The organism is Thermococcus sp. 2319x1 (assembly GCF_001484685.1).
Classification (GTDB): domain Archaea; phylum Methanobacteriota_B; class Thermococci; order Thermococcales; family Thermococcaceae; genus Thermococcus_A.
Map to the genome: position 1 here is coordinate 732,126 of NZ_CP012200.1, position 17,972 is coordinate 750,097.

Consider the following 17,972-nt stretch of genomic DNA (forward strand, 5'->3'; position numbering starts at 1 on the left):
TTTTGGTGATAATTATGGAGGAGTTTTTGAAAGGGGCAAAAAAGGTTGTTGTATGTGGCATCGGAAATGACCTCAGGGGAGACGATGCTTTTGGAGTTTACGTTGTGGAAATGCTAAAGAAAAGGGTTTCAAACCCAAAGGTGGTGTTTTTAAACTGTGGCGAAATGCCCGAGAGCTATGCCGGGAAGATAATAAGGGAAAACCCCACTCATGTGATTTTTATAGATGCGGTGCACTTTGAAGGAAAGCCGGGCGAGATAGCTTTAGCAGACCCTGAAGGAACACTTGGAGAGGCTTTTTCAACTCACAGAATGCCTTTAAAGCTTCTGGTTAGCTATCTAAAAGAACACATAAACGCAAAGTTCATTCTCATCGGTGCCCAACCAAAGCAGACTGGACTTTTTGTTGAGATGAGCGAGGAGCTTAAGGAAAGTGCAGAAAGGCTTGTTGGTATTTTAGAGAGAATTTTAGCCGAAATTTAAGACCTTAGCAGGCAAGAACTTCTATTTTTTAGTCCCTTATTAAGAAAAGGGGCTCAGTTACGGGTCCAGCTCATCATATTCAGCCGGGGAGACCTTATGGTCATCATTGCCATGTTATTTGTGAGGTTAAGAAGAATCATACCGTAGAGGTGTTTTTGAAGAACTTGTGGCGGGCCCGCCGGGATTCGAACCCGGGACCTCCGGCTTAGAAGGCCGGCGCCCTATCCTGCTAGGCTACGGGCCCTCGGAGTTTATTGGGCCTGATTGCATTTATAAACCTTACGGTTTTTGGAAATTTAAAAGGAAAGGGAGCCCTTATGGATAAATCCTCGAAGGTGTTCTCGGAAAGAGCGTTGCCCATCTGATGTGGTCGAGCTTTAGCACCCATGTAACGAGCCTCTCCAGCCCAAGTCCAAAGCCACTGTGCGGGACGCTTCCATACCTCCTAAGGTCGAGATACCACTCGTAGTTCTTGGGGTCCATGCCTTCCTCAATTATTCTCTGCACAAGCTTGCTGTAGTCATCTTCCCTCTGACTTCCCCCGATGATCTCACCGTATCCTTCAGGTGCAAGCATATCGGCAGCTAGAACTTTTCTCGGGTCTTCAGGGTCTTCCTTCATGTAGAATGCTTTGATATGCTTGGGGTAGCCATACACAAAGAACGGCCTATCAAATTCCTCCGTTAAAACCCTCTCCTCATCTGCCCCCATATCTTCGCCCCATTCTATCTTAACCCCCTTGCTCTGGAGGATATCTATCGCTTCATCATAGCTTATCCTTGGGAACGGGGGCTCTGTGTTTTTAAGGGTTGTGAGATCCTTCCTAAACCTTTCAATCTCCTTTTTTCTGAGCTCAAGAGTGCGCTGCACCATATAGCTTACAAGCTCCTCCTCAACCTTCATTATGTCCCATAGATCCATCCAAGCTGCCTCAAGCTCAAGATGCCAGTATTCAGTTAGGTGCCTTCTTGTTCTGCTCTTTTCGGCCCTAAAGCTTGGAGTTAAGCTCCACACCTTCTCAAGTCCGAATATTGCTGCCTCAAGGTAAAGCTGAGCTGACTGGCTGAGGTAGGCTTCCCTATCAAAGTACTTCAGCTTGAAAAGGGTTGAACCACCTTCAACTGCCCCAGTGACTAAGATTGGGGGGAACACCTCATACCATCCATCTTGAAGGAGCCACTCCCTTGCCGCCTGCATTAACGTGCCTTTAACTTTCATGATATCGGCTACCTTAGGTGAACGGAGATGGAGATGTCTCACATCGAGCAAAAACTCATCGCTTGCGTCTTTCGTTATCGGGAAGAACTCAACGTTTTGAATGATTTCTATCTTATCAGCCTGAATCTCCACTCCAGTGGGGGCCCTTGGATCAACCCTAACAGTCCCCCCGATTATTACGCTTGACTCTATTCCAACCTGCTTTGCCTTCTCATAGGCCTCTTCGCCAAGCTCTTTTGTGAAGACTGTTTGTATTATGCCGCTTGAATCCCTAAGGACTATGAAAACCTTCTTACCTACTTCTCTCTTTCTATAGACCCATCCAGCAAGCCTTACCCTTTCTCCTTCCATTTTAGGCTTTACATCTGCACAATAAACCTTCTCGATCATCGTAAAACACCTCCAATCTTGCTTGAGTTTTTAATCTTGGCTTTATTAATTTATCCCAGAAGAGTCAATTATTCCAGAGAAATTTTGCAAGGAACCTTTTGCCTTTAACCTCAAATACCACTGGCATGGCTATCACGTCCTTAGAATGCGGATGAATATTTAAATTCTTTGCCTCTTCTTTTGCCATTTTGCCATAGGGTTTAAATAATCCAAGCATCATAAAGTTAATCCCATGGGGTGGTAAGAGTGAAGGCAATCATAGCCGATTATGCCCTTGATGTCGAGGGGATTAAAAGGAACGTTGCCGTTCTTATAGAAAAAGATAAGATAGTCGGAGTTGTTCCGCATGAGAGCCTAAGGGACTTTGGCGTTGATGAAACCTTTGGGGGAAGTGGGTATCTTCTCATACCCGGGCTTGTCAATGCTCATACCCACGTTGCAATGAACAAATTCAGGGGATTTGGCGATGACATGCCTCTCGACAGGTGGCTTAAGGAGGTAATATGGCCAATGGAGAAGGAATGGACTGAGGAGGAAATCTACAAATGGGCTCTGATAGGAATCGCTGAGGCAGTAGCAAACGGTTCAACTGTAATAAACGACCACTACTTTTTTGCATGGAAAATAGCGGAAGCTGCTGAAAAGCTGGGCGTTAGGGCTTTTATCGGACAGACGATGATGGATCTTGTTGAGATGTCCATAGCGGGGCCTGAACTGGGGTTTAAATTCTTCAAAAGATGGAAAAAAAGTGACCTTGTGAGAGCAACGCTTGCCCCCCACGCGACAGATACAGTTTCGAGAGACCTGCTGATGGAAGTTAAAGAGGTCGCAGAAAAGGAAAGTGGAATAATCCATATGCACGTCTCCCAGAGCAAAGAGGAAGTCCTTCGGGTCAAGAAAAGGGAAAAGATGCTACCGGTTGAGTATCTAAAGGAGTTGGAAATGCTGGGAGAGAATTTCATGGGGGTTCATGGAGTTTATCTTTCAAAAGACGAAGTTAAAATTTATGCAGAGAGCGGTGCAACCCTTGTTCACTGTCCTACAAGTTTGGCGAAGCTCGAAGGGGAAATTGGCCCTATAATAGACCTGTGGAAGCTCGGTGGAAGAATCGCCCTCGGAAACGACTGCGCAGTTTCCAACAACTCCCTTGACATGATCCTCGAAATGAAGTTCGCGGCAATACTCAACAAAGTGAAAGCAAGGAATCCCACAAAACCAACTGCGAAGGAGGTGTTTTACTGGGCAACCGTTGGAGGAGCCGAAGCGTTGGGGTTAAAGGCCGGTCTCATAAAAGAGGGCTATCTGGCGGACTTAGTTCTGATAGACACAAAGAAGCTCCATTTCCTGCCGAGGGAAAACGTTCTTTCGCACATTGTCTACTCGGCAAAGGGGAGCGATGTGGAGAAGGTCTTTGTTGGAGGGGAGCTTATATACGATCAAGGGAGATTCCTAAAAACCAATGAAATTGAGGAGCTGCTTGCCTTAGAATAGTTTATCAAGGAAGATATTGACGTAAGCTATTACATGCGAGGTTAGATAGCTCCTTTTTCCTACACTAACCTTTTCCGCTATTCCTTCAAGAAAAGCTTCATCCTCTTTTGTTAGCCCTTCGTGATCTCCAAGAACAAAGGCAACGTTGCCTTTGAAGTTTACCCTCTCGATCGGCTTCCCTTCTTCGTGAAGGTAATAGAGGGCTGAATTCTTAATGGTTTTCCTTATGATATCTTCAAACCTTAGATTGCTCACATAAACTCCCGGAAGGACGGGGTACTCTTTTGTTGGCTCTTTTATGCCCTCGCCAACTTTTAGGGCTTTTATTATTATCTTGGCAAGGCTCATTTCGTCGGGATTTATTGTCTTGGGCTTGATTTCACTCCCCTCAAATCTGATGGTCTTTGGAGGATCAGGGGGTCCGTTGAGGTTGAGCCATACTCTAACATCCTTCCTAAACCCATGAGAGAGGAGAAACGCTGAATTTAAGGCTCTACAAAGTAAATCAATCCTCCCACTCGTCCCCGGAAGGTCTTTCAGGCTGAAATCAGCCCTTGTACGGGCTTTATTGGCCTTTATTATGAATGTCCTCACGGGGGACACCTAAACGCAAGAAGAAAAGGGAAGTTAAAAAGGTTCACTCTAAAGCTTGGAGAAGCTTTTCGAGGAACATTTTTTCTGGGTAAGCACCCTCGAATGAAACCTTGTCCTCGCCGTTGACCCTTATTACAACCTTTGGAACTGCCATGACGCTGTACTGGTCGGCCCACTCGGGGAATTCTATTGCCTCAATCATGTCTCCAAGGATTTTGCCTTTTCCTGCAAGTGAGTTCTCAATTGCAAACTTGTGTGCCATTCTAACGGCCATTGGACAGTAGGGGCAGGTTGGGGTTACAAAGACGTATATTTCGACGTCTTGGTCAATGTTTCTTACTGCTTCTTTAGTGTCCTTCATGAGGTCGGTTTCGCCTTTTGAAACGTCGACGATGTCCTCTAAGAACGCTCCAAATTCATGCCCTGCCGGAATACCAAAGTACCTAACTCCAAGGTCTTTCCCATCTTGGGTTATTATGGTTACTGGGGCTTTATCGATTCTGTACTTCTCGGCAAGCTCTTTTTCACTGTCAAAGTCGTGCACTTCATAGCTTATAAGGTCGCTAAGCTCGCTAATTTCTTCAACAAGCTGTTTCAGCTGGTCACAATATTGGCAGTGCTCTTTCCCTGTGAAGACTATGATCTTGACTGGATTAACGAGCTTTGAAAAGAACTCCTCCTTAATTATCTTCTTATCCCCATCACTAATAAGCGCCATCTCCATACACCCCCAATCAGTTTCAAACTAAAGCTTTTTAACCTTTGGATGCAACATATCTACGGAAACTTTACAAATTTAGAGTTTTCAACCAAAGGTTAGGATGACGGTATATAAACTTTACGATACAGATTTGGGTAGGTGGGTAACATGTCTGAACCAGATATATTTTACATCTTGGGGAACAAGGTGAGGAGGGACTTGCTCAGCCACTTGACATGTACCGAATGCTACTTCAGCCTGCTCAGCAGCAAGGTTAACGTTTCATCTACTGCCGTCTCAAAACACCTGAAAATAATGGAAAGAGAAGGGGTTCTGAAGTCTTATGAAAAAGAGGAAGGATTTATTGGGCCCACGCGAAAATATTACTCCATAGCTGTTTCAAAAACGTTTCTTGTAACTGTCACCCCTAATATATTCTGGTATAAAAGCCTGGACTTAGATTCTCCGGAGAGATTTGAAAGATTTGAAATCAGGCTTGATGAGCTTAACAAATCCCCAAAAAGCTTACACTCTATGGTGACGGCTCTTATAGATGCAAACAAAAAGTTGGATCAGATAATAGAGGCTTTGAGAATTATTGAGAGCTACAGAAACAATCTCATGAAGAACATCAAAGAGAGGTATTTGAAAGAAATCGGCGACATGACCCAGCTTGCCATACTCCATTATCTGCTCCTCTATAGAAAAGCAACGGTAGAGCAATTGAGCGACATTCTAAACCTCAAAGAGAGGGAAATTAAGGAAAAGGCCGAAGAACTCTCAAGGGTAATACCGCTGAACATAAGAGAAAACCTTATAGAAATTGATGAGGATGAACTAATGAAAAAAGAAGCAAAATGAGGGGATTGCCATGCCGGAGAAAATCAGAATCATCGTAAACGAAGATAGATGTTACCTTTGCGGTGGCTGTGCAGGTGTTTGCCCTGCCCTTGCAATAAGGGTTTCATCTTCGAAATGGGAATTTTTCCAAGATAAGTGCATTTCTTGCAGGATATGTATAAACGCGTGTCCCGTAGGGGCTTTAAGTGCAGAACCTCTGGAGGGAGAGCTATGAGATACGACGTTGTTGTTGTCGGCTCTGGAATAGCGGGCCCAATAGTCGCCAGAAACGTTGCCAAAGAAGGGTACTCGGTTCTTCTCATAGACAAAAAACCAGCCATAGGTGCCCCAAAGCAGTGTGCCGAGGGGATTAACATAAAAGTTTTCGAGAAGTACGATATTCCATATGACAGGAGATTCATAAACCGTGAGATTTATGGGGCAAAACTGTATTCTCCCAGTGGTTACGAGCTTGAAATAAGATACAAAGATGTGAGCGGAGTTATTTTGGAAAGAAAGGTATTTGATAAAATGCTGGCTTTTTATGCCGCAAGGGCTGGGGCCGATGTACTTGCCAGAACTGAAGCCCTCGACGTTATCAGGGAAAATGGAGCCATAAAGGGCATAAAAGCAAAACACGAAGGCGAGCTTCTTGAGATATACGCTGATGTTATTGTGGCAGCGGATGGCGTTGAAAGCACCATAGCGAGGAAAGCCGGAATAAACACCTACGCTCCTCCGCATGAGTTCGACTCCGCATATGAGTACGAAATGCTCATCGAGGGATTTGATCCGGACATGATCCATCTGTGGTTTGGAAATGAAATAGCGCCGAGAGGTTATGTATGGGTCTTTCCAAAAGATGAGGACAGGGCTAACGTTGGGATAGGTATAAACTCCGATAACCCAAGGACAGCCAAGTACTACCTCGACAAGTGGCTCGAAGAAAATAAGGTTCCGGCAAAGAAGCTCCTTGAAATAAACGTAGGTGTTGTTCCCGTTGGAGGGTTTGTAAAAGAACTTGCTAAAGACAACGTGGTCGTTGTGGGAGATGCCGCTAGACAGGTAAATCCCATCCATGGCGGTGGAATGGCGGAGGCCATGGAAGCTGGCACAATAGCAAGCAAGTGGATAGTAAAGGCACTTGAAGAGGAGAATCTCGAGCTTCTAAAGAACTACACAAGAGAATGGTGGGAAAAAGACGGTAAAAGGCTCGAGAGGGTTCTTAAAATCAGAAAAGCCGTGGAGAAGTTGACTGATGAAGACTTGGACGTGTTTATTCAAGTGCTAAGTGGAGCAGATGCAGAGAAAATTGCAGGTGGGGATTACTTAGAGGTCATAAAAGCCCTCCTCAAACATCCAAAAGTGCTCATGAGCAAAAGAAGGATGGCACTCCTCAAGGAACTCCTGTGATTCTAACTTTTAAGTTATAACCTCTAACTTTTACCTTTTTCCCGATTTTTGTGGCATTTCATGTCAAGACACACTTCATATTCCCTGTTGTGCTCCTTGATCTTTACTATTGGAACATTTCCGCACTCAGGGCATGTTTTTCCCGTTGGAATTATCTCGCCCCTTTGGAGAAGGGGATAAGTAACGTCACAGTTGGGCCAGTTGGAGCAGCCCACAAACCTTTTTCCTGTTTTTCTATTATATTTCACCACCAAGTCGCCGCCGCATTTGGGACACTTTCCCACTATTATTGTCTCCATAGATTTTTTCTTTTCAAGGGACTTTTTGATGCTCTCTTCTTCTTCGGCGGTTAGTTCTTTTGTATCGGCGCTTTTCTTATTCTTTTTGTTTTTCTGGCTCTCTAAAAACGTTTCCAGAAGTTTTCTCCCTATTTCCTCCTCTTTCTTTTTGAACTCCTTTAGAATTCTTACTAAGGCCTCCTTGGATTCCTCAATGACCTTCTCCCTGCTTATTTTGTTCTGCATTATCTGTTCCATTTTTTCTTCGAACTCCCTCGTTAGTTCAACGCTTACTATATCAGGGACATTGTTTTCCAAGGCTTCTATCACCTTCATGCCGAGAGGGGTCACCTTTATCTGTTTCTTACCCTCTATGTACCCCCTTGAGTATAATGTCTCCAGGATTTGAGCCCTCGTGGCCTTGGTTCCAATGCCCAGGTCTTCCATTTTTTTAATAACGCTTGCTGGAGAATACCTTGCCGGAGGTTTGGTTTTCTTCTTCTCCCTCTTTATCTGAATAACTTTTATTCGCTCTCCTTCCTCGAACTTTGGAAGCAGAACTTCATCAAATTTAACGTACTTGCCGTAAATCTTCAGCCATCCCTCTTTAACTGTTCTCGAACCACTGAGGATAAAGCGGTGGCTGTTTGAGTTTATGATTACTTTCATACTCTCCCTTACGGCAGGATCGGCAAATGCAGCTAGGAATCTTCTAACTATCAAATCGTAGAGATTTTGCTCATCTTTGCTTAGCTCTCCAGGTTTAGGTAGCTCACCGGTGGGATATATTGCCGGATGAGCAGGATCATCTTTTTTGCCTTCTACGGGTTTTAAAACTCCCTTACCTAAAAGTTCATGGGCATGGGGCTTGTAATCCGGAATTTTGGCAAGGTTGTTGATAATCGATTCATAGTTCAAGTTTTTTGGAAGCTTTTGGGACGAGGTCCTCGGGTATGAGATGAGGGCTTTTTCATACAGGCTTTGTGCTATGTCGAGGGTCTTCTTTGGGCTGTAACCGAAGGCAGAGTAAGCTTCCCTTTGGAGTGTTCCAAGGTCAAAGGGATGGGGAGGGTTTCTCTGCTGCTGTTTTATCTCCACTTTCTCCACAAAAGCGGGTCCCCGTTTGGCCTCCTCCACTATCTTTTTGGCCTCTTCCTCATCAAGAATGCGATCTTTTTCATAGATGGCTATGTACTGCTGGCCGTTTTTTTCGAGAATCATTTTTATGACCCAGTAGGGCGTGGGGACGAAATTTGCTATTTCCCTTTCCCTCTCAACTAAAAACTTTAACGTTGGTCCTTGAACTCTACCGGTGGAGAGGATTATCCATCTGCCGGCGGCTTTTCTTAGGGCCGAGCTCAATGCCCTTGAAAGGTTAACCCCCCAGTACCAGTCAAGTACATGCCTTGCTATTCCAGCATCTGCCATTCCAAAGTTAATCGTAGGTTCCAGGTTGTACCACGCCTTTAGCAGATCTTTTTTAGTTAAGGCTGAGAATTTCATTCTCTTGGCTTTTGAAGGATCAACGCCACAGGCATATTTTAACGCCGTATACCCTATTACCTCACCTTCGGTATCGTAGTCACACGCAACGACAAACTCATCCGCTCTCTTTGCAAGCTCTCTAAGGGCTTTTATGTAATCCTTAGCGTAGCTTTTTCCCTTCTCAGCGACATAAACGGGAACCCATTCCACATCAAAAACCGGGTAGCCGTAAGTTTTCTCCTTCGGAGCGAGAGAGAAGAGGTGTCCAACGGCTGGAGCAACTATTATTTTTTTCCCATCTCTGGTTAGCTCGTAATATGGGACTTTACCAATGGTCTTCCTTATGGGCTTCTTCTCGGCAAGGGCATAGGCTATTTTTCTGGCTACATTGGGCTTCTCTGCAATTATGAGTGTAGTCATGATATCCCTCTCAATTCCTTTGAAGGGTGATATAAGAATTTTTTGGGAATTGTGGGCCGGCAACGAGGCCCGCGTTCACTTTTCGCGCGGGTGAATGCACCGGCCCTGTGGGCTCGGCGTGAGCACGCTCCGCTCATAGAGCCCGATACCTTGCGGAGGCGGGTTTGACCGAGCCCATGCGAGGAGACTAATTGTCCCCCCGCTGTCGGCATTCTAAGATATGAATGGAAGGTTAAATTCTTTACGCTGTTGTTATTAAAATCACACCAGCAACGGCCAGTACCAGTCCCAGGATTATCTTGGCGTTTGGCGGCTCTTTTAGAACTGCTATCGCAAGAAGAGAAGATATAATGGGATTTACAGCACTTACCGGGGCAGAGATTTGGGAGCCGACTAGGCTTACAGACTTAACGAATGTGTATTGCCCAATTATCAATCCAAGCAAAGCTGCTCCCGAAAGTACCGCAACTTCCCTCCGCGTAATTTCCCTTAGTTCCTTCGAGTATTTGGGCAAAAACACACTAATACCAAATGCGGCGAATATCATTCTAATGCCAGCTAAAGAGAGAGGAGAGACTTGAGAAGAAAGAAAATCGAGCAGTGTTATTGCAATGCTCCACGAAATGGGTGCTAAAAGGGCGAATACAAACCCCTTGGTATCTAGGTGCTCTTCAATCTCTCCCTTTCTGACGATGACAATTGCCAAAAATACGAGAAATGCCCCAATGATTATCTGAGCGTTTATACTCCTCCCTAAAAACAACCAGGCCCATAATATAGTCCAAAGGGGATAGGAGGAGGTTATGGGCACTGTTCTTGATACCCCCATCAACCTGAGGGCATTAAAGTAGAAGTAATCCCCTATTACAAAGCCAAACTGGCCGGAGATGAATGCAATCAAGAGAATCTGCCAGTTAAGGGAAGCTATCTCATAGTATCTCCCAGTAAACAAAAACAAACAAGCGTAAAAAAGTGCCGTGATATAGAGCCTAACTATATTAACGGTGACCGCACTCTTGTTTTTCATTCCAATTTTCACTAGAACTGAAGCAGTTCCCCATCCAAATGCCGAAATAAGTGCGAGTAATGCTCCGAGTAGGGTGTTCATGTTTAGAGGAGAGACCACTTAACTTAAAAACTTAACGTTTCGAAAATTATCTTAGCTCCCACACCATAGAACTTAAAAATCCCGGAGGTTAAAAATAAAGTAGTGATGAGCTCGGCAAATCTGAGCGTTGCTATGATGACGATCTTGAGTGCTGATCTCATCTGACCCTAATTTCGGTGTTTCTGAGCTTTATTGGGATGTTATGTTCTGCCGATACTTCTCTTATCACCTTTTCCAGGGTTATCATGATATCCTCACGTACCCTTTCGTCGGAGACAATTCCTAGCAGTGCGCTTCTTTTGTCAAAACTTGCTTCAAGATCAACAAGTACTGTTCCATCTTTAAACTCCCAATCAAGGTTCATCCATCTAAATACTGAATTTGGAAGCCCTATGAATTCTCTCTGCAGTCTCTTCCGCATGTCTTCCATTGCCGGTTCCACTTTGTTCTTTAACAAGGCCTCTTCAGCTTCCTTCTTCTTCTCTTCAGTTATGTAAGAGAGTTCCTCCACTCCAGCTTCTTTGAGGAGTTTTTCTATCTCTTTTTCCAGCTCTTCTTTTTTGCTCATTATCTCCTTGGCCTTGCTTGAAACTTCCTCCCCCTCCAGATAAAGCTCCACTTTGTGGACGGTCACATACTTTTTCAACGCCCTTCCGATTTCCCTTGCGTGATTCCGTAGAATTCTATTAACAACAACCTCCGCTTCCTCTTTACTAATTCCGGAAGCTTTTCCCCAGAGCATCAGGTTAATTTCATGCTCGCTTCTCCCCTTTACGTCCAGGAGCATCTTCTCGATATCAATGCCTGCACTTTGAATGTCCTTGAAGATCACTCTGGCGTAGGTGGAAAAGTAAGGCTTGACACTCTCATGTGCTTCCACTATTATGTTGCTTTCAACTTTGCGTGGGATGACAACCTCCCTTTTCTCTTCTTCCTCTTCTTCTGACTCTCCAGGAGCAGTTATTTTTGCTTGAGCGTTGCTTAAGATTGGCTTAAGTCCTGCCTTTCTCCAGACTATCGGAAGGTGCTTGTTGACGAAGTATAATACCCTTCTCTCTAAGATTTCCCTTGGGCCCTTGTCCCTCTCACTTGTTCCATGGATGTTTACGTGAAGATAGATTACTCCGGAGCCCACTTCCCCAGTTATCCCAACTCTCTCTACAGAAACTCCGTCTAAGCTTTTTATCTCCTTTAGAATCTCTTCAGCGTATTCTTGAAGAACCGGCTTGAAGATTTCCCCTCCCACCACTTTAATCTCAATTTCTGTGGCACTGGGTTTCTTTTCAATTTTTGGGACTTTTTTGAGGGGTTCCTCCTTTTTTGGAGGGACTTCTTTTTTAACCTCCTCCTGTATCTTCACTTGAGGTTTTGCTTTTGTTTCCTCTTTTTTTCTCTCAAGGGCTTTCTCTAGCAATTTCTCTTTTTCTAGTACTTCGGCACTTCCGATTTTGTTCTCCCCAAAGATTTTTTCAAGCTCAACCTTTGGAGTCGAATTGTAGATTTCCAAGTTGTCAGTTATTGAGAGCTTCAAGGATACCTCATCAAGCCCATACAAATCCACTACGAGAGGATAGTCTATTATTCTCTTCAGAGTTTCAATGCTATCGCTTCCGATTAATTTTTTCTTGGAGTTTAGGAGGTCTATCTGAGCCGCCAGGAGTTTTTTCCTATCAAGCAAAACTGTGACATAGTACTTTTCTTTTTCATCCTTTGTGAACATCTTCAGGAATAACCCGCTAAACTCCGAATTGGAGAAGGCATTGTAAATTAAATCAAGCAGTTCTTGTTTTTTGGTGCATACGACATTTTCTTCCAGTGGTGTGATATTTGGAAGCTGCATCTCTACCACCATTAGATATATATATCAAAAGCTGAATAAAGGTTTAGGGAACCACCTTAATTAAAGTCCATCTGAGCATATATTTAAACATTATTGTCCTCATAAGGTGAACACCATGAGAGTTTTAATACTCGGGGGAGGAACGATAGGGAGAAGTATTGCGCAGGTGCTTAGAGGTGAATTTGACATTGTCATTGTAGAACAGGACGAGATTAGGGCAAAGTCTCTCAGTGAAAGCGGATTTCACGTTATTCATGGCGATTTCTCTTATACTGCGTCTTTGCTGAAGGCGGGCATTAATAAAACGGACCTTGTCATAATAACCACAATGGACATAGGTAAGATAAAGAGAACAATACAGACAATTAAAAACAACAACCCAGAAGTGCCGATTTTGGTTCTTCTCCCCGATAATATAACCGCTGAAGAGCTAACATCTCAGATAAAGGAAGAATTTGAAAATGAAGTCAAAATAGATTATGCAATCTCTCCAAGAGAAGCAATAATCAAGGCAATTGTTGAAATGGTAGAAGATATTGGAAAAAGGAAAAATGCCATTTTACTCGCCAAGAAACTCTCAGAGATAAAACAAAAGACGGATTCACTCTTAATAGTAATGCACGATAATCCCGATCCAGATGCAATGGCCAGTGCCGCCGCCCTACAAGTTATCGCCCAAAACATGGGGTTAAAGACGACTATTGTTTATGGGGGAGAAATAACACACCATGAAAACAGGGCTTTTGTAAACCTTCTCGGGCTGGATATGAGGAAGGTTTCTCCGGGTTCTTACGAAATTAAAAGATATTCTGCCATAGCGTTAGTTGATTGTCAGCCAAATGGAAATGTGGGCATTTTAGACAATGAGGATCTTAAGAAAGTGGAGATACTCGTTGATCACCATCAGCTTCTTCAAAATCTGGAAGAAAGGCTTCCCAAAAATGCATTTTTTGATGTTAGACCGGAAGTAAACGCTACATCCTCGATAATGGTGGAATACTTAAAACACCTCAACATAGAGGTCAATGAGATACTCGGCACCAGCCTTTTCTATGGCATCTACATAGACACAAAGAAGTTCTCAAAGCTTAACCATATCGATCTCGAGGCACTGGCCTTTTTGGCAGGAAAAGTGGATTATGACATCTTGGAGAAGATAGAATCCCCGGACATCTCTACTGAAACCGCAGAGATCTTAGCTAGGGCAATACTGAACAGAAAAATGTACAAGAACATCGTTATCTCAAACGTGGGCTTTATAACCAACAGAGATGCCATTCCCGAATCTGCAGACTTTCTACTTAGGCTGGAGGGGGTTAATACCGTTTTAGTCTTTGGAATAGTTGATGATAGGATTGAAATCTCTGCCAGAACAAGAGATGTGAGGATAAACGTTGGCAAGGTTCTAAAGGAGGCTTTTGGAGACATAGGCAGCGGGGGAGGGCATCCGCAATCAGGGGGGGCAAGAATTCCATTGGGGATATTTAAACTCGCCAAAGATAAGGATTCTCTCTTAAAATTGGTAGAAGAGGCGATAACGGAGAAATTCCTGGAGGCATTGAACGCTAAAGAGGGCTAGTCCTTCTTTGCTTCTATCAATATTATGTCTCCTATTGCGGTCACTCTTTCGTAGGGAATTCCAACTTTTTCTCCCGGAAGTCCAAGCGCCAGTATTCTTCCTTCTCCCTTGTCAATCTCTATCAGCACTTCATCAACGTAACCGATGTAATATCCTCTTGTGTTGTATATCTGCTTCCCATAAAGCTTCGACAGCCTCACTAACATATTGCTCACCATTTAAAATTGGGAGTTTCTCCTTTTAAATTTTCTTACTCATCCTTGCGGTGTTTTCAAGGAAAGATTTGAGGAAAATGACCACAGTTGCAATAACAGTTCCAGCAACCCCAACGAGCACAATACTTACTGCCGATCCTTCAATTTCCGAGATTGTGGAGTTCATGAAAAGTAAATTTGCGAGTATGAATCCACCGAAATAAGCAAAAGGAACTATTGATACGTCAAGCGTGCTTTCCGCAGAAACAAGCCCCATAACAAACACAACAGCCACCAAAAGGGAGAAAGAGTAAAGCATGGAAAACTCCACTTTAAGCCAGAGGGTATAAAGGATGAGGGTTAAGAAAAACCCTACAAGGAAGGCATATCCACTTGCTCTTACTTTCCCTTTGAGAACCCCAAAACTCCCACCCAAAAACAATCCAGCAATGTAAATTGGGAGTAGGGTATTCATCCCAGTGTAGGGAGGATAAAAGAGGACTATCAGTAAAAAGCTTAGGGTCACTCCAAGGCCACCATACCCCAGAGAGGAAAAGATTTTCTCCTTCACTTTACTACCTCCACTTTAACCTTTGAGCCATCCTTTAGATTAAGGTTATCCCTAAGGCATACGGGGGCTATTATCTCAGCAATTCTTGGAGGATGTATTGTTCTGGAAGGAACGACTATTGCCCCTTCGATTCCATTTATCCTGACTTTGTAGGCCTTCACATCCCCGAAAGTTCTACCTCCTTTGGTGAAACCGGGGATTGTTATGGGTTCCACGTTATAGAGGGCATCGTAGATTGTCTTTGGGAAGATTATCAGAAGATTTAGAGTCCCCGGATAAGGAGTGAAGCCGAGATACTCCTTTATTCTATCTTTGTACTGCTCCACATAATACCTCCCCTCTCCAACTCCGGAAACGACTTCTCCCAAAATATATTTCCCATACAGAATCTTCCCGATTTCATCAAATATATCCTCAAGAAGCCTTAATCCATCGGGAGTTATCTCCACAAAAGTTTTCTTTCCAGAAACTTCTCGCCTTAGATAGCCCATTTTTTCCATAGTATCGAGCTTTCTCATTACAGACTGGGGAGAAATCCCTATCTCCTTTGAAAGTTCCCTTAAGGTAATTTTAACTTTATCCCCAATAGCACCTTTCCTGGCAAGGGAAATGAGCAGTTTAATTTCTTCCATTTTTAGCACCCTTGGAGAGTTTGTCCGCAATTCTCAGAGGTTTAGGATAGCCGTTTTCGTTAACTATCTCAACAATCTTCTTTGCAGAGTCAAGGTCAATTAAATTACCAACACTTACATAAGCTTTTCCCACCCTTACGAAATCTTTGGTGTTGAACAAGGGACGTTTTGCAACCCCTATCGTGGGCTTGTTGATAAGCAAACCTATATGCGAAGCCAGGCCGTATCCCCTCGGATGCGCCTTTCCGTGCCCCTCCACGAGTAAGACATCAAACTCTTCACCCTTTATCAGCAGCAAAATTGGCCTTGTTTCCCTCAAGAAAAAGTAGGTGGGGATATAGGGAAAATTTACCTCCGTTTCGATAACTTTGGCTTTTACCACTTCGCAGGAAGGGAAAGAGCATAAAACAAAAGCTCCCCTCGCATGGTTACCCTTATATGATACATCAACTGCGGCAACCCTCTTAACTTCTGAGATATCTAATGGCTTTTCTACGATTTTTCTGCTCAGCTTTCTTTGAATTTCTGCAATCTTTTTAAGGTTCATTTCTCCATTCCTCAAGTTTCTTTTCTAAATCCTTGTTGATCTTTGCCCTTGTTAAATCTTCCAGAGTTCTTTCCAGAATGTATCTCGCTTGGTCTTGCTTCTGCCTTATGTTTACGAGACCCTTTGGGTATTCAAGGGTGACGAGCTCATCATAAGCCTTTTCCATGAAAGCGTAAACTTCCTGAGCTTTTTCTAAGTCTCCCCTTAGTAGGAGAGTTAGAAAATATCTCCTCAGCTCTCCAATGAAGTCTCCAATTCCAAGGACGTAGTCGGCCTCGGGGATTCCGACCTCTCTTGGAGACGGGAACTCTTTTCCAAGGAGATAGCAGTAGAAAAGTAATGCCTCAACGTACTCTTGATGTGCGCTCTGAACGTAGCCCGTAAAGTAAAGATCCTCATGGCCTTTGAGCTTCTCTTTTAGTTTTTTAACGAGCTCTTCGGCTTTTTCCAGTCTATCCTTTGCCGTCTTGATTTCTCCTCTGTGTAAAGCTTTTATCGAGTCTCCACTCAGTCTCACAATATCCCGGGTAAGCTTGAGAGCTTCCTCTCTCAGCTCATCCTTCTTGTCGAGAACTTCTCTTATCTCTTCTATTATTTCAGAAATGTTCACCCTCATCACCAGAGGAATTTTGATTATTGGAATAAAAACCTTCTTATGTGGGCTTGGCTTATCCTACCGCCCTCATCGTTAGCCTTCCGGCAACCTCAAGCGGCCCCGGAGGCCAAGCCCTGTGCGCCCGGCATCGTCCCCCAGACTCACAGCTGCCCAAAAGCTCCTCCGGTCGGGCTACCGGGCGTGTCGGATGCCATTACAATGTTCAACAAAAGAAATTTTAATCTTTCTCCTCTTAATAACTGTTGGTTATATACTGACTCCAATATCATGCCGAAAAATATATAAAGGCATCATCAGACTATGCACGTAAGAATTCATTTGAGGTGATGATCATGGTTGAAAAGAAGAGGAACATCATTGTTGAAGAGCTCGTGAGGACTCCCGTTGAGATGCAGAAGGTGGAGCTTGTAGAAAGAAAGGGAATAGGTCATCCAGATAGCATAGCCGATGGAATAGCGGAAGCCATCAGCAGGGCGCTCTCAAGGGAATACATAAAGAGATATGGAATAATACTTCACCACAACACAGACCAGGTTGAAGTTGTGGGCGGAAGGGCTTATCCAAGGTTCGGCGGTGGAGAGGTGATAAAGCCAATATACATCCTCCTTTCCGGTAGAGCCGTTGAGTTTGTTGACAAGGAAATGTTCCCGGTTCATGAAGTTGCAATAAAAGCAGCCAAGGAGTACTTGAGGAAAGCAGTTAGACACCTAAACATAGAAGAGCACGTGGTTATTGACTCAAGGATAGGGCAGGGAAGCGTTGATTTAGTTGGAGTTTTTAACAAGGTTAAGGAGAATCCGATACCCCTTGCAAACGACACCTCCTTCGGTGTAGGGTATGCACCGTTAAGTGAGACTGAGAGGATAGTCCTTGAAACTGAAAAGCTTCTCAACAGCGAAAAGTTCAAAAAAGAATGGCCCGCCGTTGGGGAAGATATTAAGGTAATGGGGCTTAGGAAAGACGATGAAATCGACCTGACCATCGCCGCCGCCATAGTTGACAGCGAAGTTCAAAACCCGCAGGAGTACATGGAAGTTAAGGAGGGAATATACAGTGCTGTTAAAGAGCTCGTTTCTCAATACACGGACAGAAAGGTCAACATTCACGTCAACACCGCCGATGATCCCGAAAAGGACATCTACTACATAACCGTTACGGGAACTTCAGCAGAGGCCGGAGATGACGGTAGCGTTGGCAGAGGAAACAGAGTAAATGGTCTAATTACTCCAAACAGGCACATGAGTATGGAGGCGGCAGCCGGTAAGAACCCGGTCAGCCATGTGGGTAAGATTTACAACATCCTTGCCAACTTAATAGCAAACGACATTGCCGAGCAGATAGAAGGAGTGCAAGAGGTCTACGTGAGAATTCTAAGCCAGATAGGAAAGCCAATTGATGAGCCTCTTGTGGCGAGCATCCAAGCAATTCCGAAGCCAGGCTACAAAGTGGAGCAGTTCGAAAGACAAGCCTATGAGATAGCAGATGAATGGCTCGCAAACATAACAAAAATCCAAAAAATGATATTAGAAGACAAAATTAACGTCTTCTGATTTAACTGGTGCTCTTTTTCATCT

At 44.0% G+C, this 17,972-nt stretch carries 19 protein-coding genes and 1 tRNA gene; 7 read left to right on the forward strand and 13 right to left on the reverse strand.

Translation table 11 applies throughout. The features are described 5' to 3' along the window. Nucleotides 1-14 precede the first annotated feature (14 nt). Nucleotides 15-482: a hydrogenase maturation peptidase HycI gene (gene hycI / locus ADU37_RS04120; protein ID WP_058946420.1), complete on the forward strand. Its 468-nt coding sequence runs from the start codon at nucleotides 15-17 to the stop codon at nucleotides 480-482. 167 nt (nucleotides 483-649) lie between these two features. On the opposite strand, the gene ADU37_RS04125 is transcribed toward hycI, so the two are convergent. The 3 genes from ADU37_RS04125 to ADU37_RS11495 form a co-directional block, all read right to left on the reverse strand. Next, nucleotides 650-726, reverse strand: a tRNA-Arg gene (locus ADU37_RS04125). A gap of 71 nt (nucleotides 727-797) precedes the next feature. Further along, nucleotides 798-2,090 (reverse strand): asparagine--tRNA ligase, encoded by a 1,293-nt coding sequence (asnS, locus tag ADU37_RS04130; protein WP_058946421.1) that lies wholly within the window; start codon nucleotides 2,088-2,090, stop codon nucleotides 798-800. A 64-nt stretch (nucleotides 2,091-2,154) separates the two neighbouring features. Next, the gene (locus tag ADU37_RS11495) at nucleotides 2,155-2,310 is read right to left on the reverse strand and encodes a hypothetical protein (protein WP_203226266.1); all 156 of its coding nucleotides are present in this window, start codon (nucleotides 2,308-2,310) and stop codon (nucleotides 2,155-2,157) included. 26 nt (nucleotides 2,311-2,336) lie between these two features. Here ADU37_RS11495 and ADU37_RS04135 point away from each other — a divergent pair, with 26 nt between their 5' ends. After that, nucleotides 2,337-3,581 carry an amidohydrolase family protein gene (locus ADU37_RS04135; RefSeq protein ID WP_058946422.1) on the forward strand — a complete coding sequence of 415 codons (1,245 nt, stop codon included), beginning with the start codon at nucleotides 2,337-2,339 and terminating at the stop codon, nucleotides 3,579-3,581. Here ADU37_RS04135 and trmY read toward each other — a convergent pair. Both trmY and ADU37_RS04145 read right to left on the reverse strand, forming a co-directional pair. Continuing rightward, a complete protein-coding gene (gene trmY, locus ADU37_RS04140; RefSeq protein ID WP_058946423.1) occupies nucleotides 3,573-4,175 on the reverse strand; it encodes a tRNA (pseudouridine(54)-N(1))-methyltransferase TrmY in 603 nt (200 codons plus the stop codon). The two genes, ADU37_RS04135 and trmY, sit on opposite strands and share 9 nt — an antisense overlap. 43 nt (nucleotides 4,176-4,218) lie before the next feature. Then, nucleotides 4,219-4,893, reverse strand: coding sequence for a thioredoxin family protein (locus ADU37_RS04145; protein ID WP_058947625.1), 675 nt, complete (start codon nucleotides 4,891-4,893; stop codon nucleotides 4,219-4,221). Between the two features lie 150 nt (nucleotides 4,894-5,043). On the opposite strand from ADU37_RS04145, the gene ADU37_RS04150 reads away from it, so the two are divergent. Genes ADU37_RS04150 through ADU37_RS04160 form a run of 3 tightly spaced genes read left to right on the forward strand, consistent with a single transcriptional unit; the run spans nucleotide 5,044 to nucleotide 7,128 of the window. Then, the gene (locus ADU37_RS04150) at nucleotides 5,044-5,736 is read left to right on the forward strand and encodes an ArsR family transcriptional regulator (protein WP_058946424.1); all 693 of its coding nucleotides are present in this window, start codon (nucleotides 5,044-5,046) and stop codon (nucleotides 5,734-5,736) included. A gap of 10 nt (nucleotides 5,737-5,746) precedes the next feature. Next, complete coding sequence (locus ADU37_RS04155; RefSeq protein ID WP_058946425.1) at nucleotides 5,747-5,950, forward strand: DUF362 domain-containing protein; 204 nt, start codon at nucleotides 5,747-5,749, stop codon at nucleotides 5,948-5,950. After that, a complete protein-coding gene (locus ADU37_RS04160; RefSeq protein ID WP_058946426.1) occupies nucleotides 5,947-7,128 on the forward strand; it encodes an NAD(P)/FAD-dependent oxidoreductase in 1,182 nt (393 codons plus the stop codon). The genes ADU37_RS04155 and ADU37_RS04160 overlap by 4 nt, the downstream gene beginning before the upstream one ends. Nucleotides 7,129-7,151: 23 nt before the next feature. On the opposite strand, the gene topA is transcribed toward ADU37_RS04160, so the two are convergent. The 3 genes from topA to ADU37_RS04175 all read right to left on the reverse strand — a co-directional run bounded on the left by topA (nucleotide 7,152) and on the right by ADU37_RS04175 (nucleotide 12,271). Further along, nucleotides 7,152-9,311, reverse strand: a complete 2,160-nt coding sequence (topA, locus tag ADU37_RS04165; protein WP_058946427.1) for a DNA topoisomerase I — start codon at nucleotides 9,309-9,311, stop codon at nucleotides 7,152-7,154. 241 nt (nucleotides 9,312-9,552) lie between these two features. Beyond that, complete coding sequence (locus tag ADU37_RS04170) at nucleotides 9,553-10,419, reverse strand: DMT family transporter (RefSeq protein WP_058946428.1); 867 nt, start codon at nucleotides 10,417-10,419, stop codon at nucleotides 9,553-9,555. A 157-nt stretch (nucleotides 10,420-10,576) separates the two neighbouring features. Next, nucleotides 10,577-12,271, reverse strand: coding sequence for a hypothetical protein (locus ADU37_RS04175; RefSeq protein ID WP_238982001.1), 1,695 nt, complete (start codon nucleotides 12,269-12,271; stop codon nucleotides 10,577-10,579). 103 nt (nucleotides 12,272-12,374) lie between these two features. On the opposite strand from ADU37_RS04175, the gene ADU37_RS04180 reads away from it, so the two are divergent. Then, nucleotides 12,375-13,838, forward strand: a complete 1,464-nt coding sequence (locus ADU37_RS04180; RefSeq protein ID WP_058946430.1) for a DHH family phosphoesterase — start codon at nucleotides 12,375-12,377, stop codon at nucleotides 13,836-13,838. Here ADU37_RS04180 and ADU37_RS04185 read toward each other — a convergent pair. Genes ADU37_RS04185 through ADU37_RS04205 form a run of 5 tightly spaced genes read right to left on the reverse strand, consistent with a single transcriptional unit; the run spans nucleotide 13,835 to nucleotide 16,392 of the window. Then, on the reverse strand, nucleotides 13,835-14,044 hold the full coding sequence (locus ADU37_RS04185; RefSeq protein WP_058946431.1) for a PRC-barrel domain-containing protein: 210 nt from the start codon (nucleotides 14,042-14,044) through the stop codon (nucleotides 13,835-13,837). The two genes, ADU37_RS04180 and ADU37_RS04185, sit on opposite strands and share 4 nt — an antisense overlap. Before the next feature lie 34 nt (nucleotides 14,045-14,078). Next, nucleotides 14,079-14,603, reverse strand: coding sequence for a hypothetical protein (locus tag ADU37_RS04190; RefSeq protein WP_058946432.1), 525 nt, complete (start codon nucleotides 14,601-14,603; stop codon nucleotides 14,079-14,081). Next, nucleotides 14,600-15,235 (reverse strand): DUF120 domain-containing protein, encoded by a 636-nt coding sequence (locus tag ADU37_RS04195; protein WP_058946433.1) that lies wholly within the window; start codon nucleotides 15,233-15,235, stop codon nucleotides 14,600-14,602. The genes ADU37_RS04190 and ADU37_RS04195 overlap by 4 nt, the downstream gene beginning before the upstream one ends. Then, nucleotides 15,222-15,782: an endonuclease V gene (locus ADU37_RS04200; RefSeq protein ID WP_058946434.1), complete on the reverse strand. Its 561-nt coding sequence runs from the start codon at nucleotides 15,780-15,782 to the stop codon at nucleotides 15,222-15,224. Before ADU37_RS04200 ends, ADU37_RS04195 begins: the two co-directional genes overlap by 14 nt. Then, nucleotides 15,772-16,392, reverse strand: a complete 621-nt coding sequence (locus ADU37_RS04205) for a haloacid dehalogenase (RefSeq protein WP_058946435.1) — start codon at nucleotides 16,390-16,392, stop codon at nucleotides 15,772-15,774. Before ADU37_RS04205 ends, ADU37_RS04200 begins: the two co-directional genes overlap by 11 nt. 338 nt (nucleotides 16,393-16,730) lie before the next feature. Between ADU37_RS04205 and ADU37_RS04210 the strand changes: the two genes are divergently transcribed. Beyond that, nucleotides 16,731-17,948 carry a methionine adenosyltransferase gene (locus ADU37_RS04210; protein WP_058946436.1) on the forward strand — a complete coding sequence of 406 codons (1,218 nt, stop codon included), beginning with the start codon at nucleotides 16,731-16,733 and terminating at the stop codon, nucleotides 17,946-17,948. Nucleotides 17,949-17,972 lie beyond the last annotated feature (24 nt).